The sequence below is a fragment of the Nonomuraea indica genome (assembly GCF_002850745.1).
Classification (GTDB): domain Bacteria; phylum Actinomycetota; class Actinomycetes; order Streptosporangiales; family Streptosporangiaceae; genus Nonomuraea; species Nonomuraea indica.
Genome location: NZ_KZ559473.1, coordinates 148,859 through 164,868, shown reverse-complemented (window position 1 = coordinate 164,868; position 16,010 = coordinate 148,859). Strand labels below are relative to the sequence as shown.

At 74.1% G+C, this 16,010-nt stretch carries 14 protein-coding genes; 6 read left to right on the top strand and 8 right to left on the bottom strand.

From position 1 onward, the window contains the following. Nucleotides 1–13 precede the first annotated feature (13 nt). The 3 genes from CXR44_RS41725 to CXR44_RS21360 form a co-directional block, all read right to left on the bottom strand. A complete protein-coding gene (locus tag CXR44_RS41725; RefSeq protein ID WP_180903625.1) occupies nucleotides 14–2,332 on the bottom strand; it encodes a serine/threonine-protein kinase in 2,319 nt (772 codons plus the stop codon). A 195-nt stretch (nucleotides 2,333–2,527) separates the two neighbouring features. After that, the gene (locus CXR44_RS21365; RefSeq protein WP_101787861.1) at nucleotides 2,528–3,043 is read right to left on the bottom strand and encodes a YbaK/EbsC family protein; all 516 of its coding nucleotides are present in this window, start codon (nucleotides 3,041–3,043) and stop codon (nucleotides 2,528–2,530) included. Between the two features lie 56 nt (nucleotides 3,044–3,099). Then, complete coding sequence (locus CXR44_RS21360) at nucleotides 3,100–4,650, bottom strand: flavin monoamine oxidase family protein (protein ID WP_245899301.1); 1,551 nt, start codon at nucleotides 4,648–4,650, stop codon at nucleotides 3,100–3,102. Nucleotides 4,651–4,924: 274 nt separating this feature from the next. Between CXR44_RS21360 and CXR44_RS21355 the strand changes: the two genes are divergently transcribed. From CXR44_RS21355 to CXR44_RS21335, 5 genes are read left to right on the top strand one after another with little or no spacing between them, the layout of a single operon-like run. Then, nucleotides 4,925–5,527, top strand: a complete 603-nt coding sequence (locus CXR44_RS21355; RefSeq protein WP_101787860.1) for a biotin transporter BioY — start codon at nucleotides 4,925–4,927, stop codon at nucleotides 5,525–5,527. Nucleotides 5,528–5,535: 8 nt separating this feature from the next. After that, nucleotides 5,536–6,891: a class I adenylate-forming enzyme family protein gene (locus tag CXR44_RS21350; protein ID WP_101787859.1), complete on the top strand. Its 1,356-nt coding sequence runs from the start codon at nucleotides 5,536–5,538 to the stop codon at nucleotides 6,889–6,891. A 2-nt stretch (nucleotides 6,892–6,893) separates the two neighbouring features. Beyond that, nucleotides 6,894–7,997, top strand: coding sequence for a thiolase family protein (locus tag CXR44_RS21345; RefSeq protein WP_101787858.1), 1,104 nt, complete (start codon nucleotides 6,894–6,896; stop codon nucleotides 7,995–7,997). Further along, entirely contained in the window at nucleotides 7,998–8,672 is a 675-nt protein-coding gene (locus CXR44_RS21340) for an energy-coupling factor ABC transporter ATP-binding protein (RefSeq protein ID WP_101787857.1), read from the top strand. Next, nucleotides 8,669–9,268, top strand: a complete 600-nt coding sequence (locus CXR44_RS21335; RefSeq protein ID WP_101787856.1) for an energy-coupling factor transporter transmembrane component T family protein — start codon at nucleotides 8,669–8,671, stop codon at nucleotides 9,266–9,268. Before CXR44_RS21340 ends, CXR44_RS21335 begins: the two co-directional genes overlap by 4 nt. Nucleotides 9,269–9,469: 201 nt before the next feature. Here CXR44_RS21335 and CXR44_RS21330 read toward each other — a convergent pair whose 3' ends face one another. The 4 genes from CXR44_RS21330 to CXR44_RS21315 form a co-directional block, all read right to left on the bottom strand. Then, nucleotides 9,470–10,312: a M55 family metallopeptidase gene (locus CXR44_RS21330; protein ID WP_101787855.1), complete on the bottom strand. Its 843-nt coding sequence runs from the start codon at nucleotides 10,310–10,312 to the stop codon at nucleotides 9,470–9,472. Continuing rightward, nucleotides 10,309–11,538: a DUF6395 domain-containing protein gene (locus CXR44_RS21325; protein WP_101787854.1), complete on the bottom strand. Its 1,230-nt coding sequence runs from the start codon at nucleotides 11,536–11,538 to the stop codon at nucleotides 10,309–10,311. Before CXR44_RS21325 ends, CXR44_RS21330 begins: the two co-directional genes overlap by 4 nt. Then, nucleotides 11,529–11,906: a hypothetical protein gene (locus CXR44_RS21320; RefSeq protein WP_101787853.1), complete on the bottom strand. Its 378-nt coding sequence runs from the start codon at nucleotides 11,904–11,906 to the stop codon at nucleotides 11,529–11,531. The genes CXR44_RS21325 and CXR44_RS21320 overlap by 10 nt, the downstream gene beginning before the upstream one ends. A gap of 339 nt (nucleotides 11,907–12,245) precedes the next feature. Beyond that, the gene (locus CXR44_RS21315; RefSeq protein WP_101787852.1) at nucleotides 12,246–13,019 is read right to left on the bottom strand and encodes an enoyl-CoA hydratase/isomerase family protein; all 774 of its coding nucleotides are present in this window, start codon (nucleotides 13,017–13,019) and stop codon (nucleotides 12,246–12,248) included. Nucleotides 13,020–13,158: 139 nt separating this feature from the next. On the opposite strand from CXR44_RS21315, the gene CXR44_RS21310 reads away from it, so the two are divergent. Next, the gene (locus CXR44_RS21310) at nucleotides 13,159–15,075 is read left to right on the top strand and encodes an N-acetylmuramoyl-L-alanine amidase (protein ID WP_101787851.1); all 1,917 of its coding nucleotides are present in this window, start codon (nucleotides 13,159–13,161) and stop codon (nucleotides 15,073–15,075) included. Here the strand turns inward: CXR44_RS21310 and CXR44_RS21305 are convergent. After that, entirely contained in the window at nucleotides 15,059–15,955 is an 897-nt protein-coding gene (locus tag CXR44_RS21305; protein ID WP_101787850.1) for a MurR/RpiR family transcriptional regulator, read from the bottom strand. The two genes, CXR44_RS21310 and CXR44_RS21305, sit on opposite strands and share 17 nt — an antisense overlap. Nucleotides 15,956–16,010: the final 55 nt, after the last annotated feature.

Below are 16,010 nucleotides of genomic sequence, written 5' to 3'. Positions count from 1 at the left end.
CACCGTCCCCGCGTCATCCCCCCGAGTCCCCCTTCAGTCCGTTGAGCTGCTCCACCACAGGTGCGACGTCCAGCGGAGCCCATACGGCCCTCCTCCCACCGTCCCCGATCGTGGAGTAGGCGAGGAGCACCGAGAGCGCGGCACTCACCGCGAGGACTCCCGCCAGCACCATCGCCGCTGTTCTCGAGGGTACGAGGGATGAGAGCGTTCTGCGCATCTGGCGGCCAGGTCCCTCCACCCCGGGACCGGCGCAGACGGTCAGCAGGGCCACCGCCGCGCCGCAGGCCAGCGCGTTGTACGCGTCGGTGCCGCTCACGGTGAGCAGCAGCGTCACCGGCAGGCCGAGGATGAGCGCGTAGAGGGTCAGCGCGAGCGTGATGCCCGCCGACTTGGCCAGCGCCCTCGGATGGGCGAACACCAGGACCACGTCGAGCGCCGCCGCCCCCGTCGAGCGGCGGGCGGTGAGGTCGCGCTGGGCCAGGTCGGCCGCGCGCAGCAGCACCGCGGCGGGGACGGCCACCACGGCCACCAGGACCGGGGCCACGACGGCCGCGGCGGCCATGACGACGAGCAGCATCGCGCCGGCCACGCCGTAGGCCTTGGAGCGCTGGAGCGCCTGGCCCGGCCGGGCGCCGGGGATGAACGGCTCGCGCTTGGTCTGGGGGTCCGGCGGGTAGGCGGGCTGGGCCGGGATGTAGGGGGGCGGCTGCTGCTGGTGGGGCCGCTGCTGCCCCGGACCCGGGCCGTGCTGCGCGCCCGGGGCCGGCGGGTAGCCGGGCGTGTGGGGTCCGGAGGAGTATCCGGGCCCGCTCGGCCGGCCGTAGTCGGGCGTGTCGGGGCGGACGCGCCGGGTGGGCACGTCGCCCTCGTACGGCGGCGCCTGCTCGTACGAGGGGGCCGGGTCGGCCGCCTGGGGCGGCTGCCACGGCTGCGGGGGCGTGCCCTCCTCCTGGATGCGGCGCAGCTCCTCGGGGGTGACGCGGCGGGTGGGCCACGGGTCGCCCTGGCCGGGCAGCAGCGAGACGTACGGCTGGTCCGGCGCAGGACCGCCCTGCGCGTGCGGCCCTGAGCCGTACGGCGGCACGCCGGGGCCGGCCGCGGGGCGGCCGGGCGGCTCCCCCGGCCCGGGGTGCGGCTGCGGCGGGAGCCCGTGCTGCGGGCCGCTGGGGTACGGGCCGCTCGCGTTCGGACCGCTTGCGTTCGGATGCGGGCCGCTCGCGTTCGGACCGCTCGCGTTCGGATGCGGGCCGCTCGCATTCGGGCCGCCCGCGTTCGGATGCGGGCCGCTCGCGTTCGGGCCGCCCGCGTTCGGGTGCGGGCCGTTCGGGTGCGGGCCGTTCGGGTGGGCGCCACCGAGTTGCGGTCCGCTCGGGTGCGCGAGGCTCTGGTGGGGGGCGAAGGGCGCCTGCCGGCTGTCGAGCGACCGCCGGGGCGTCACGGGCGGCGTCGAGATCTCGTACGCCGGCCGACTGTCGACGGGCGTGGGCGGCGGCAGGTCGGGACGCGGCACGGTGGAGATCTCGTCCGGCACCCCGCTGTACGACCTGGGCAGCATGCGGGCGGTCTGCTCGGCCAGCTCGGCGGCCTTGGGACGCTTGGCCGGGTTGCGCTGGAAGGCCGCCTTGAGCAGTGGCTGCAGCGGCGCGGGCGCCGCGCCGATCTCGGCCTTGCCCGCGGTGATGTTGTAGAAGATCATCTCCAGCGTGCCCTTGCCGAACGGCGGCTGGCCGGTGGCGGCGTAGAGCAGGGTGCCGGCCCAGGCGTGGACGTCGACCTCCGGCCCGGCCTCCTGCCCCTCGATGATCTCCGGGGCGAGGAAGCCCGGCGTGCCGATGAACATGCCCGTCTGGGTCAGCCGCGTGGCGTCGACCGCCTGCGCGATGCCGAAGTCGATGAGGATCGGGTCGCCGTCGACGACCAGCACGTTGCCGGGCTTGAGGTCGCGGTGGATCACGCCGCCCGCGTGGACGGCCGCCAGCGCGGACGCCACGCCGTGCGCGATCCGGACCAGCGCGGGCAGCTCCAGCGGGCCCTCGTCCTTGACGATCTCGTCGAGCGCGCGCCCGGCGACGTAGCGGGTCACGATGTAGGGGCGATGACCGGTGACGTCGGCGTCGAGCACCTCCGCGATGTACCTGCCACGGACCCGGCGCATGGTCTCGACCTCGCGGGACAGGCGCCGTCGGGCGACCTCGTCACCGGCGACCTCGGAGCGCAGGACCTTGACGGCCACCTGCCGGCCCTGGGGGTCGACGGCGAGGTGGACCACGCCCATACCGCCCTCACCCAGCCGCCTGAGCAGCCGGTAAGGGCCAAGTCGGTCATCGTTCATGGCATGAAGCACCATACCGGCTTAATCCCCGCCCACGAGATGAACCACGAGGCCACATTCCCACTCGTACAACGTCCGGCTGAGCCCCATCGGTTTCCCATCCCACGGTCTCGAATTGGCTACGTTCGCGTCGGGTGCGGATCGGGCGGTCGCGGATCGGGCGGTCGCGGACGCCGGCGACTCGGGGCCGCCGGCTCAGTTCGCCAGCGCGAGCACCTCCGCGCCCTTCAGGCCGGCGAGGGTGGCTCCGGACACGGCGAGCTTGGACCGGCGCACGCCGCTGCCGATCACCACCCGGGGATGCTCGGCGACGTGCGTGTCGACCAGGACGGGCCAGTCGGCCGGCAGGCCGAGCGGGGTGATGCCGCCGTACTCCATGCCGGTCAGCTCGACCGCCTGCGCCATCGGCGCGAAGCTGGCCTTGCGCGCGTCCAGGTGCCTGCGCACGACGCCGTTGACGTCGACGCGCATCGTCGCGAGCACCATGCAGGCGGCGTAGCGGGTCTCGCCGCCCCGCTTGGCGGCGACGACCACGCAGTTGGCCGACTCGTCGAGCGTGACGCCGTAGCGCTCGCAGAACGCCGCCGTGTCGGCGAGCTCGGGGTCTATCTCGGCCACCTCGACGCCGGCGCCGAGCGTCGTCACCGCCCGCGCCACCGGGTCGGCCAGCAGATCGGCCCGCTCGGTGGCGGGCGTCCAGCGCAACGTCATCCCATCTCCTCGGTCGCTCCCGAAGGACCCTACGCCGGTCCAGCGGGCCGCGCGCGTCACGACGACTGCAGCACCCGTTGGTGCAGCCGCGTGACGACGTCGCGGGCGGACTCCATCGCCCCCGCCTGCCAGGCGATGAGACGGGTGAGCCAGTCGCCCGCGAAGTAGACCCTTCCGGCGGGGCGTTGCAGAAGAGTGAACGCCGAATCAACGGCAGGCCAGCGCACCCAGCCGCCCTGGATGTGCTCCTGGCGCTCCCAGGCGATCGAGACGGCAGACAGCAGGTCCTTGCCGTACCTGTCGCCGTGGATCTTGCGGCCCTGCGTGAGGGCGCGGCGCCTGCGGCCCTCGGGGGTGAGCGCGCCGTACAGCTCGGCGTGCTGGTCGGTGTTGTAGTAGCCGACGAGCACGCCGCGTTCGGCGTGGTAGTCGTGCGAGGGGTACCAGATGTGGGTGATGTCGAGGTCGGTCTCGGTGACGCCCCCGTAGATCCGGTCCTCCAGCTCCCACCAGCGCCTGCCGTACTCCAGGCCGATCTTGCCGGTGGCGACGGGCACGGGCGTGCGCAGCGCCGAGGTCACCTGGGCCCCCAGGTTGTGCGGGATCTTGGCGAGGAGGTGGGGCGGGAGGGTGGCGACGCAGTAGTCGGCCTTGACGGCGCCGCCGGTCCAGGTGACCTCCACGCCGTCGGCCCGGTCGGTGATCCCGGTGACGCGGGCGCCCGTCCGGATGCGGCCGGCGCCCACCGCCTCGGCGAGCCGGGTCACGATCGCGTCCATGCCGCCGACCGGCTGGAACATGGGCGCGGCCTGCTCGTGGCCGAAGTCGGTGGTGATCGCCCGGCCGGTGGCGGCGGCGAGGACCTCGTGCAGCGAGCCGGGGCCTTCGGCGGGGACTCCGGCGTCCAGCGCCGGGTATCTCGTGAAGCCGCGCCGCGGCGAGCCCTCGTAGGTGAGCCGGGGCCCGAGGTCGCCGAAGCGGCGCAGGAACTCCAGCAGCCGCTCGCGGTCGTCCTTGGTGAGCGTGCGGTTGAGCGCGCCGACATCCGTCGCTTTGGCCAATAATTCCGCGACATATCCGTACATGTCGGCTCGGGCGGTTCGGGCCCGGACGGTCCGGCCGTTCGTGTGGACGTACGCGCTCGCGTTGTTGTTCACGAACGTCTCGATGGGGATGCCCAGCTCACGGCAGTAGTCGAGGGTGACCATCCAGGGGGCGATGCGGCCGGGGCCGGCGTTGAAGTACACCCCCTCGCCGAGCCGCACGTCCTGCGCCGGGCCGTTCAGCTCGGTCAGCCGGTCACCACGGCGCAGCGTGAGGTTACGGCCGCCGGCCCTGGCCCTGGCCTCCAGGACCGTGCAGTCGTAGCCGGCCTTGCCCAGCTCGTACGCCACGGTCAGGCCGGCGACGCCGGCGCCGAGGACGACCACCTTGGCGGCGGCCCGGCCCCGCAGCGAGAAGTCGCCGGGCCGGGGCGGGGTGAAGCTCTTGTCCTGCTCGTCCGGGGCCAGGCCGAGCGCGCCCATGGCGGCGTACATCGCCCCCGCGCCGCCGGCCGCCCCGATCCCGACGAGCAGCCCCCGCCGTGTCAGCGCCGCCCCGTCCACGCCCACCTCCCACGAGCACCCCGGAGCCCGGCCGGCGTTCCCGCCCGCGCTCCTCGGCCACGACGACCAGAGGGCACCGTATACCCGCGCACCGTCGCCCCCCTACGGGACGTCCGGTGCCGGTGACGACGTACGATCGGACATCGCAGCACCCCTACTAACGATCATGAACAAATCCTCGCTCTGTCACGTCCCGTTCGCCCAGATCCGCATCGGAATCGTTGTAGGAACCCTCCATGCTTGGATCAGGGCGTCCTGGTGTGGGATCGGACGCATGATGCAGACACGGCCCCACCGCCGCGGCCTCCGCACGGCGGACCTCGCCCGGATCAGCGTGTTCGCCGCGCTGATCGCCGTCCTCGGCCTGCCCGGGGCGCTGAACGTTTTCGGCAACACCGTCCCCATCACGCTGCAGACGTTCGGCGTGATGCTGGCCGGCGCGATCCTCGGCTCCTGGCGTGGCGCGCTCGCCGTCGCCGTGCTGATCCTGCTGGTCGCCGCGGGCCTGCCGCTCCTCGCCGGCGGGCGCGGCGGTCTCGGGGTGTTCACCGGGCCCTCGGTGGGCTTCCTCCTCGGGTGGATCCCCGGAGCGGCCCTGACCGGGTGGATCGTCGAGCGCGGCGGGGCGTCCCCCGGCAGCGTCCGCCTGCTCGTGGCGTGCCTCGCGGGCGGCGTCGGCGTGATCTACCTGGTCGGCATCCCGGTCCAGGCCGCCGTCACCGGGCTGCCGCTCGGTCAGGCCGCGCTCCTCAGCCTGGCGTTCGTGCCCGGCGACGTCGCCAAGGCGGTGATCGCGTCGATCGTGGCGCGGGGCACGCAGCGGGCCTACCCCGCGGCCGTCCCCACCGTCCATCGCGAGCGGGTGAAGGCCGGCTGAGCCAGCGCATGCCCGTCGCTCTCCTGGTCCGGCGCCATGCCGCCGAACGCCCTCACCACCCGGCGCTGCACGGCCCCGCCGGCTCCCTCACCTACGCCGAGCTGTGGCGCGAGGTGAGCACCAGGCCCCTCGACGGCGGGGGCCTGGTGGCGATCACCCTGTCCGACCCGGTCGACCAGCTCGTCGCCGTGCTCGCCGCCGACCTCGCCGGCGCCACGCCGCTGCTGTGCGACGCGGACCAGCGCGCGCGGGTGATCCCCGCGCTCCCCGTCGACCGGCACGTCGACGCGCCCCTCCCGCGCTCCGCGAGCGCGCGGGCGACGGGCGAGCCTACCGGCGACGACCCGGCGTGGGCGACGGGCGAGCCCGCCGGCGACGACCCGGCGTGGGCGTGCCTCACCTCGGGCAGCACCGGGCGGCCGCGTGCCGTGGTGCGCACCCGCTCGTCGTGGACGGGCTCCTTCCCGCACGTGAGCGCGCTGACCGGCATCGGCCCCGACGACGTCGTGCTGGTGCCGGGCCCGCTGGTGTCCTCCCTGTACGCCTTCGCGGCCGTCCACGCGCTGGCCACCGGCGCGACGGTCGTCCTGCCGGGACGCCGGGCCACGGCCGTGCCGGCCGACGACCTCCGCCGGGCGACGGTCGTCCACCTGGTGCCGCACCTGCTGCCCGCCGTCCTCGACGCCCTGGCGGACGACGGCGGCCGGCTGCGCACCGCCGTCGTCGGCGGCGCCGCGCTGCCTCCTGAGACGCGGGACGCCGCCGCGCGGGCCGGCGTCAGGGTCGTGTCCTACTACGGCGCCACCGAGATGTCGTTCGTCGCCGTCGACGCCGACGGCACGGGCCTGCGCCCCTTTCCCAAGGTGGAGATCCAGGTGCGCGACGGCGAGGTGTGGGCCCGGTCGCCGTGGCTGGCCCAGGGGTACCTGGCGGGGGCCGCCGGCCCGCTGAGGACCGACGGGGCCGGCTGGACGAGCGTCGGCGACCGCGCCGAGCCGTACCTGCCGGGAGAACCGTTGCGGCTGCGCGGGCGCGGTGACGGCGCCATCCAGACCGGGGGCGCGACCGTGGTGCCCGAGGACGTCGAGGCGGTGCTGCGCGGCGTGCCCGGTGTCACCGACGTCGTCGTCGTCGGCTCGCCGCACCCCCTGCTCGGCTCGGTCGTGACCGCCGTGCTGGAGGGCTCGCCGCCCGCGCGCGCGGCGCTCGACGCGGTGGCCCGCGAGGGGCTCGACCCGGCGCAGCGGCCGAGACGCTGGTACGCCGTGGGCGATCTGCCGCGCACCCCCACGGGCAAGCCCGCCCGAGGCGTGGTGGCCGGTCGGCTCGCCGGCGACGGCGCCGGACTGAGGCGGCTGGTCTGAACGTGAACCGGCAGCCTGTCGTCGTCGCGGCGCTGCGCACCCCCATCGGCACCGCGGGCCATGCGTACAGATCCCTGACGGCCGACCGGCTCGCCGCGCCGGTCATCGCGGCTGTCGCGCGGGAGGTGCCGCACCTCGCGGTCGACGACGTCGTGCTCGGCAACTGCATGGGCCCCGGCGGCAACCTCGCCCGCGTCTCGGCGCTCGCCGCCGGCCTCGGCCACGACGTGCCCGGCGTCACCGTGGACCGCCAGTGCGGCAGCGGCCTGGCCGCGATCCTGCTGGCCGGGCAGGCCGTCCGCGCGGGAGACGCCGACCTCGTCATAGCGGGCGGCGTGGAGAGCGCGTCCACCGCGCCGCTGCGAACCATGCGCGGCGCCGCCGAGCCGTACCCGAGGGCGCCCTTCGCGCCCGCGGGCCACGCCGACCCCGACATGGGCCCCGCCGCGGAGGCCCTGGCGACCGCGTGCGGCGTGTCGAGGGAACGCCAGGACGCCTACGCCCTGCGCAGCCACGCCAGAGCGCTCGCCGCCCGCTTCGGCCCGGAGCTGGTCGAGATCGACGGCAGGCTTGCCGACCAGCGGCCCCGCGTCCTGCGCGAGCGGACGCTCGCGCGCCTGCCCGCCGCCTTCGTGCCCGGCGGCACGGTCACCGCGGGCAACTCCTCGCCCATCAGCGACGGCGCGGCCGCCGTCGCCGTCGTGCCCGAAACGCTGCGCGCCGGGATGCCGGGGCTCCGGCTGCTGGCGGGCGCCGTCGCCGGATGCGACCCGGCGCTGCCCGGCTGGGGTCCGGTGCCCGCCGTACGGCGGGTGCTGGCCCGTACGGGGACGACCATGGACGACCTCGCGGCGGTGGAGATCGTGGAGGCGTTCGCCGCGCAGGTCCTCGCGGTGACGGACGCGCTGGAGGCCGACCTCGGCCGCGTCTGCGCCGACGGCGGTGCGATCGCCCTCGGCCACCCGTGGGGCGCGACCGGTGCGGTCGTGGTGACCAGGCTGTTCAGCAGGCTCGTGCGTTCCGGCGCTCCCCCGGGCAGCCTCGGGCTGGCGACCGCGGCGGTCGGCGGCGGCATGGGCGTCGCGGCCCTGTTCGAGGTGGTGTGAATGATCCGGTTCAACGGTGTCGGCGTCCGGCTCGCCGGGCGCGACGTGCTGTCGGACGTGACATTGTCCCTGTCGGAGCACAGGATCGGCGTCGTCGGCGCGAACGGCTCCGGCAAGAGCACGCTCGCCCGCCTCCTCAACGGGCTGGCCCTGCCCACCTCGGGCGACGTGACCGTGTTCGGCCACGACACCCGCCGCCACGCGGCCCGCATCCGGCGGGACGTGGGGTTCCTGTTCACCGATCCGGACGCGCAGATCGTCATGCCGACCGTCGCGGAGGACGTCGCGCTCTCCCTGCGGCGCAAGGGGCTGTCCCCGGCCGAGGTGGACGAGCGGGTGCGCGAGGTGCTGGCCAGGTACGGCCTCGACCGGCACGCCGACCACCCCGCCCACCTGCTGTCGGGCGGGCAGAAGCAACTGCTGGCGCTGTGCGCCGTGCTGGTGCTCGAACCACGGCTCCTCGTCATGGACGAGCCGACGACGCTGCTCGATCTGCGCCACTCCCGGCTCGTGGCCGACCTGCTGCGGGAGCTGCCCCAGCCGGTCGTCGTGGTCACCCACGACCTCGGCCTGCTGGACTCCTTCGACCGCGTCATCGTGCTCGACCAGGGGCGCGTGGTCGCCGACTCCACTCCGGGGCCGGCGATCGGCCACTACCGCAAGCTCATGTCGTGACCGGCGTCTACGTGCCCGGCGACTCGCCGCTGCACCGGCTTCCGGCGGGCGCGAAGCTGCTCGGCCTGGCCCTGCTGTGCACGACGCTGTTCCTGCTCGGCTCGCCCCTGTGGCTCGGCGGTTCCACCGTGCTGGTGGTGCTGCTGTACGCCGTTTCGGGGGTCGGGCCGGGCGCGGCGTGGGCGCAGGTCAAGCCGCTGCGCTGGTTCGCCGTCGCGCTGTTCGTGATGCAGTTCGTGCTGGTGGACCTGCACGGGGCGGTCTCCGCCACGCTCCGCCTCGTGCTGGCGGTCGCGCTGGCCGGGCTGGTCACGCTGACCACGCGGTTCGCCGACATGATGGCCTGCTTCGAGCGCTGCCTCGCCCCGCTGCGCCTGCTCGGTGTCGACCCGTTCCGGGTGTCTCTGGTGCTGTCCCTGGCCGTCCGCAGCGTGCCCGTCATCTCGGCGCTCGCCACCAGGGTGCGCGAGGCCCAGCAGGCGCGCGGCCTCTCCTGGAGCGTACGGGCGTTCGCGGTGCCCCTGGTGGTCAGCGTCCTCCGCCACGCGGACGCGATGGGCGAGGCCATGAGCGCCCGCGGCCTGGACGACCACTAGCCGCGGGCGGCCCGCCGGCGGGGGCCCGAGCAGACCCGGCCCGGCGGTGCCCGCTCGGGCGGGCGACGCGGCCACGGATGCCCGCCCGGACAGGCAACGCCGCGGCGGGTGCCCGCCCAGGCAGGCGACGCGGACACGGGCGCCCGCCCGGACAGGCGACGCGGACGTGGGTGCCCGCTCAAGCGGGCGACGCGGAGCCGGTCAGCCGTAGGGGCCGCTGCCGCAGGCGATCTGGCCGCCGATCGTGGCGAAGATGCCGAACAGGGCCATGATCTGCGCGAAGTCGTCCGTCGTGAACTCGGTGTGCCGCGGCCCCACCGACTTCACACCGGGAACCAGCGCCACAGCGCTGGCAATGGCAGTCGAGTTCCACTCCACACCGAGCGTGTACGGAGGAGCCAGCCGGTACGGTGTGAAGTCGGTCAACCGGTGGAGGGCCCTGGCCATCGCCTCACGAATGCGTTCCTGGGCGACGCTCGGTGGCAGCAGTTCGGCCGAGAACTTGTCGATCCCCCTCTTGACCGCCACGGTCTCGACGTCGCCGAGCAGGTCGCGCGCCTCCTCACCGACGGCCTCGTCGCCGGCCACCAGCACCACCGGGACGCCGTGGAACCCGGCGCACGCCGCCACCAGCCTGGTCTCGCCGCACACGTCGCCGTTGAGGTGGACGTTCTGGATCTCCTTGCCCATCCACGTGTGGTTGAGCACGCCGTGCGGGACCCCGGCGCGGGCGTGGTAGCCCACGAACCCCGCGGCCTGGAACGACCCGTCCAGCCCGTGCGCCATGCGCTGGGCCTTCCCCGGTCCGCGGATCAGGGTGGCCCGCGGGTCCAGGAGGTCGATCCGGAGGTTCTTGGTGGACCCGTGGGCGTCGTTGACCAGCACCGCGGAGGCGCCCGCCTCGTAGGCGCCCCGGACGGCGGCGTTGGCGTCGGCGGTCATCAGCTCGCATCCGCGCTCGTAACCACGCTTGCCCGCGTGCATCTCCTCGGGGTCCGTGAGCCCCGTCACGCCCTCCATGTCGACCGACAGGTACACCTTCACGCGTCCGCTCCTCTCCGCACGGCGGAGCCCCACGTCTCCACCCGGCGTGCCTCCGCCTCGGTCATGTGGCCCACGTGTTCGGCCATGAACGTCGCGGCCTGCTGCCGCCACCGTTCGGGGATCTCGTCGATCGCCGGCGGGTAGCAGCGGTCGAGCCAGCTCGTGGACTCCTCGGTGGGACGCAGGTGGGACAAGGCCGTGGCGAAGAGGGTGTTCTCGATGCCGGGCACGCGGGCGAGGCCGTACTCGATCATCTCCTGGCCGCCGTAGGGCGGTGGCTTGAGCCACTTGCGGGCGACGGGCCGGTCGGCGGTGATGGGCGTGTCGAGGGGGCGTCGTTCGACGGCGGCCACGATGAGCTCCTTGTACAGGCACTTGCCGCAGGTGCGGCACGGCCCGTCCGTGCCGCGCAGACACCAGCGGACCTGGTCCTTGAGCTCGGAGCTCATGGCCAGCCGCATGGTGACCGCCTCGCTCACCCCGCCGACGGGCAGCACGATGTGCACGCCGGCGGCGGCGAACAACCGCCCCCACGCGCCGTGCGGCGCCCACAGGAAGTTGTCGGGCGTGTACCTCAGCAGATAGCGGCCGCCCCCGAGCCAGCGTGACCCCATCTCGTAGCCGAACCCGAGGCCGCCCAGTCCGAGCCGGTCGGCCATGAGCAGGGCGCCCGCGGCGACGGCCTGGTGCTCCGGGTAGCCGGGACGGGGCTCGGCCAGCGTGTATTCGAGATCGGACTGGACGACAGTGACGTCCCGGCCGGTCTGGCGGGCGAGCCTGGCGAGGACGTCGGAGCGGTAGTGCGGCCACCTGTTGGGGACGCGGGGGTGCGCCACGCGCTGGAAGTGCACGAGCGGCGCCTGCGGGTAGACGGTGGCGGCCGCCACGGAGTCGGCGCCACCGCTGTAGGAGATCGCCAGGACGGGTCCCGCCGGGCGCGGCTCGGCGCCCACGGGACCGGCCTCGATGCCCCACCCGTCGTGGAGCGCCGCGGCGACCTGGTCCGAGACGGCCCGGTCGAAGGTGATCCGCCTGCGCGTCCAGGGCGCGACCACCGTCCAGGCGGCCACGGCGAACAGGTCGGGGTGGGCGTCGCCGGGTACGCCGGACAGGTGACAGGTGTTGGTCGCCAGCTTGACGGGATGGCCGTCGGACGCCTTCCCGGTGATCTCGTCCTCGGGGTCGAGCCGGAACAGCAGCTCGCCCTCCTTCCAGATCACCCGCACGGTTGCTCTCCCGCCGCGGAGGGGGTGAGGCGCGACCGCAGGTCGTCGATGGCCTGCCAGACGAGGACCTCGTTCTGCAGCACGCCGTCGAGGGCCTTGGCGGTCTCCTGGGCCAGGCGGTGGGCGTCCTCCACCTTGGCGGCGTCGACTCCGGTGGCGCCGGTCCCGGGAGCGGCCGGCGGCCGGGCGGGGGCCTTCCTGAGGCGTTCGACCTCGGCGTGCAGGGTCGCCATCTCGCGGCGAAGGGTCTGGACCTCCCAGAGCGCGTCCCTGATGTCTTGGCGGTGGTCGGCGATGGAGATGTAGCGGGCATCGAACCACGTGCGCACGGCTTGACGCAGCCGCGCGGGGACCAGGACGCGCATCATGAAACGCCACGATAGTGCCAAATCCTCGGCCATAAGGCGATGCTTCGGTGAAGCACGACAAGTCACCTGACACCTGTCACCTCCGCGAGTCGCGGACGCCGCCCCGACCCGCGTGGGGGCGAACCGACCGGCGCGTGGGGGCGAACCGACCGGCGTGCGCGGGCGCTCGCGGCGGCCGAAGCGACCGGCGCGTGCGGGTGAAGCGACCGGCGCGTGCGGGTGAAGCGACCGGCGCGTGCGGGTGAAGCGTCCGGCGTGCGCGGGCGCTCGCGCCGGCCGAAGCGACCGGTGTGCGCGGGTGAAGCGTCCGGCGTGCGTGGGCGCTCGCGGTGCGGCGGGTCAGCGGCCGGTGAAGGTGGGCTTGGCCTTCTCGGCGAAGGCGGTCATGCCGGTCCGGGCGTCCTCCGTGGCGAACATCCCGGCGAACTGCAGCCGCTCGATCTCCAGCCCCGTGTCGAGGTCGGTCTCCATTCCGTGGTCCACCGCCTGCTTGGCCGCGCGCAGGGCGAGGGCGGGGCCGCCGGTGAAGGTGGCGGCCCACTCCAGGGCGGCGGTGTAGACGTCGGCGTCCGGCACGACCCGGTCCACCAGGCCGATGGCGAGGGCCTCCTCGGCCGTGACGTGGCGGCCGCTGAAGATGAGGTCCTTGGCGCGGGACGGACCGACCAGGCGGGGCAGCCGCTGGGTGCCGCCGGCGCCGGGGATGAGGCCGAGCTGGATCTCGGGCTGGCCGAGCTTGGCGGACGCGCCCGCGACGCGGAAGTCGGCGCACAGGGCCAGCTCGCACCCGCCGCCCAGCGCGTAGCCGGTGACCGCGGCGATCACGGGCTTGCCGATGCGGGCCACGGCGGTGAAGCAGTCCTGGAGCGGGCCGGAGTGGCGGGACATCTCGGCGTAGGACATGGCGACCATCTCCTTGATGTCCACGCCCGCCGCGAAGACGCGCTCGCCGCCGTAGACGACGACGGCGTGCACGCCGGGGTCGGCGTCGACCGTGCGGGCCGCCTCGCCGATCTCCTGCTGCATCCGGCCGTTGAGGGCGTTCATCTTCGGACGATCAAGCCTGATCGTGGCGATCTGGTCGGCCACCTCTACGCGTACGAACTCACCCATGCCCGGAACCCTACAAGAGCGTCCCGATCATCCTCCGGGCCAGGAGGTGAAAAAATCCTTCTCCAGACTATCGCTCGGGAAAGAAAATATTGAGACGCTGTGGACTGCCCCAACGCCCCCCGTACCCAGGAGCGTCCAGATGCGCAGAGTGTTGGCGATCACCGCGGTCGCCCTCCTTCCGTTAGCCAACGTCACAGCGGCGCGGGCCGCACAGGAACCGACCGACCGGCAGCGGGCGTTCGCCGCCGCGGCCGAGGAGTACGGCGTCCCCGAGAGCGTCCTGCTCGGCGTCTCCTACCTGGAGTCGCGCTGGGACGCGCACGCCGGACAGCCGAGCAACGACGCCGGCTTCGGCCCCATGCACCTCACCGACGCCGCCGCCTACACCGGGTCGAACCACCACGGCGAGGGCGAGGAGGACGCCAGGGGCGACGAGAGCAGGCCCCTCGACCCCCACGCCGAGCCGCCCGCCCCCGCCGAGATCCCCGCCTCGCTGCGCACCATGGAGGCGGCGGCCCGGCTCACCGGCGAGACCCACGAGAAGCTGCGGACCGACCCGGCCGCCAACATCCGGGGCGGCGCCGCCCTGCTCGCCGACCACCAGAAGTCGCTCGGCGCGCCGCTGAGCGACGACCCCGGCGAGTGGTACGGGGCGGTCGCCAAGTACTCAGGCGCCGAGGAGGCGCAGGCGGCCAAGGTGTTCGCCGACGAGGTGTTCGCCACGATCGAGGCCGGCGCCGACCGGGTCACCGACGACGGCCACCGGGTCACCCTGCGGCCCGTGCCCGGCCTGGAGCGGATCGAGAAGTGGCTGGAGAAGCTCGGCCTGCGCCCGGCGCGCCGCGACGGCGTCGAGTGTCCGCCGACCATCTCCTGCGAGTGGATCCCCGCGGCCTACCAGGAGCTGCCGCCTGACGACTACGGCCACTACGACCTGGCGAACCGCCCGCAGAGCCAGAAGGTCGACTACATCGTCATCCACGACATGGAGGGCTACTGGGGCCCGTCGGTCAAGCTGAACCAGGACCCGAAGTGGCCCGGCAGCTGGCACTACTCGGTGCGTTCCGGCGACGGCCACATCGCCCAGCAGATCAAGACCAAGGACGTCGGCTGGCACGCCGGCAACTGGTACGTCAACGCCAAGTCCGTCGGCATCGAGCACGAGGGCTTCCTCGCCGAGGGCGGCACCTGGTACACCGAGGCGATGTACCGCTCCTCGGCCAGGCTGGTCCGCTACCTGGCGATCCGGCACGGCGTGCCGCTGGACCGGGCGCACATCATCGGTCACGACAACGTGCCCGGCACGCTGCCCACCACCGTCAGGGGCATGCACGAGGACCCGGGCCCGTTCTGGGACTGGGCCCGCTACTTCGAGCTGATGGGCGCCCCGCTGCACCAGCTCGGCGGCCCCCGGTCCGGCTCGATCATGATCAAGCCGGACTTCGCCACCAACAAGCCGTACTTCTACGGGTGCGACCGCAAGAACCCGGAGCGGGCCTGCCCGCCGCTGCCCGCCTCCACGGTCTGGCTGCGCACCGAGCCGCGCGCCGACGCGCCGCTGGTCAAGGACATCGGCAAGCACCCCACGGGCGAGTCGCTCTACAGCGTGTACGACCACAGCGCCCGCGCCACCACCGGCCAGCGGTTCGCCGTGGCCGACCGGCAGGGCGACTGGACGGCCATCTGGTACCTCGGCCAGAAGGCGTGGTTCCACAACCCGGCCGCGGCGCCGACCGCCGTGCCGTCCATGGGCCTGGTGGTGACGCCCAGGCCGGGCCTGGCGACGGTCCCCGTGTACGGCAGGGCGTACCCGGAGAAGGAGGCCTACCCGGCGGACATCCCGTACCAGGCGGTCACCCCGCTGCAGTACACGTTCTCGGCCGGTGAGAAGTACACCCTGTCCGGGCCCGCCGCGGCGGAGTACTACCGTGCCGTGACCTTCGACCCGGCGAACCACCGGGTGGTCAAGGGCCAGACCAGGTATCTGCGGATCCAGTTCGGGCACCGCGTGATGTTCGTCAAGGCCGACGACGTGCGGATCAGCTTCTCCGGCTAGCGTGCGGCGTCCGCCGGGTGTAGTCCTCGACGGCGCGCCTGGTGCTCTGCAGCGCCTCCTGCGAGGTGTCGAAGGTGCGCTGGGCGACGCCGACGAACAGGCAGTCGACCACCAGGAGCTGGCTGATGCGGCTGGCCAGGGCGCCGGGGCGGAACTCCGTCTCGCGCCCGGCCGAGATCAGCACGTGCTCGGCCAGCCCCGCGATGGTGGAGCGGGGGTTGTTGGTGATCGCGACGGTCGTCGCGCCCGCCTCCTTGGCCCTCGCCAGCGGCTCCAGCACGTCGGGCGTCTCGCCCGACGTGCTGATGCCGACCGCGACGTCGCCGGGCCGGAGCAGGACGGCGCTGGTCAGCGCCAGGTGCGCGTCCTGGAAGGCGTGGCTGGACAGCCCGATGCGCAGCAGTTTCTGGGCGAGGTCGCCGGCCACCAGGCCGGAGGCGCCCACCCCGTAGGCGTCGACCCGCCGCGCCGCGGTGACGGCGGCCACCACCAGGCCGAGCCGTTCGGAGGTGAGCTGGGCGACCGTGTCGTTGATCGCCTCGGACTCGGCCCGCGCCACCTTGAGGATCACCTCCGACAGCGGGTCGTCGGGGGCGAGGTCGCCGGGCACCAGGCGGTCGGGCTGCGCCGCCGCGGCGGCCAGGGCCAGCCGCAACTGCGGGTAGCCGGCGAAGCCGAGCAGCCTGGCCGTGCGCACGATCGTGGCCTCGCTGGTGCCGGAGGCGGCCGACAGCTCGGTGATGGTGCTGCGCGCCACCGTCGCCGGGTCCTCCAGGATGAGGCGGGCGACGGTCTGGGCCGCCGGCGTCAGCGACGGCAGCACACCCCGGACCGTGGCCACCAGGGTGTCGGCTCGCAAAGAGTTCCCGCTGTCGTCCACAGACCCGATTATGCCGGTCCGTCAAGCGCCCGGGCGCGGGCCGAGGGCGGCGCCC

Coding starts and splice junctions, on each gene's coding strand:
- CXR44_RS41725 (WP_180903625.1), bottom strand. CDS start 2,332: ATGAACGATGACCGACTTGGCCCTTACCGGCTGCTCAGGCGGCTGGGT.
- CXR44_RS21320 (WP_101787853.1), bottom strand. CDS start 11,906: ATGATGCGCGTCCTGGTCCCCGCGCGGCTGCGTCAAGCCGTGCGCACG.
- CXR44_RS21350 (WP_101787859.1), top strand. CDS start 5,536: ATGCCCGTCGCTCTCCTGGTCCGGCGCCATGCCGCCGAACGCCCTCAC.
- CXR44_RS21340 (WP_101787857.1), top strand. CDS start 7,998: ATGATCCGGTTCAACGGTGTCGGCGTCCGGCTCGCCGGGCGCGACGTG.
- CXR44_RS21315 (WP_101787852.1), bottom strand. CDS start 13,019: ATGGGTGAGTTCGTACGCGTAGAGGTGGCCGACCAGATCGCCACGATC.
- CXR44_RS21365 (WP_101787861.1), bottom strand. CDS start 3,043: ATGACGTTGCGCTGGACGCCCGCCACCGAGCGGGCCGATCTGCTGGCC.
- CXR44_RS21355 (WP_101787860.1), top strand. CDS start 4,925: ATGATGCAGACACGGCCCCACCGCCGCGGCCTCCGCACGGCGGACCTC.
- CXR44_RS21310 (WP_101787851.1), top strand. CDS start 13,159: ATGCGCAGAGTGTTGGCGATCACCGCGGTCGCCCTCCTTCCGTTAGCC.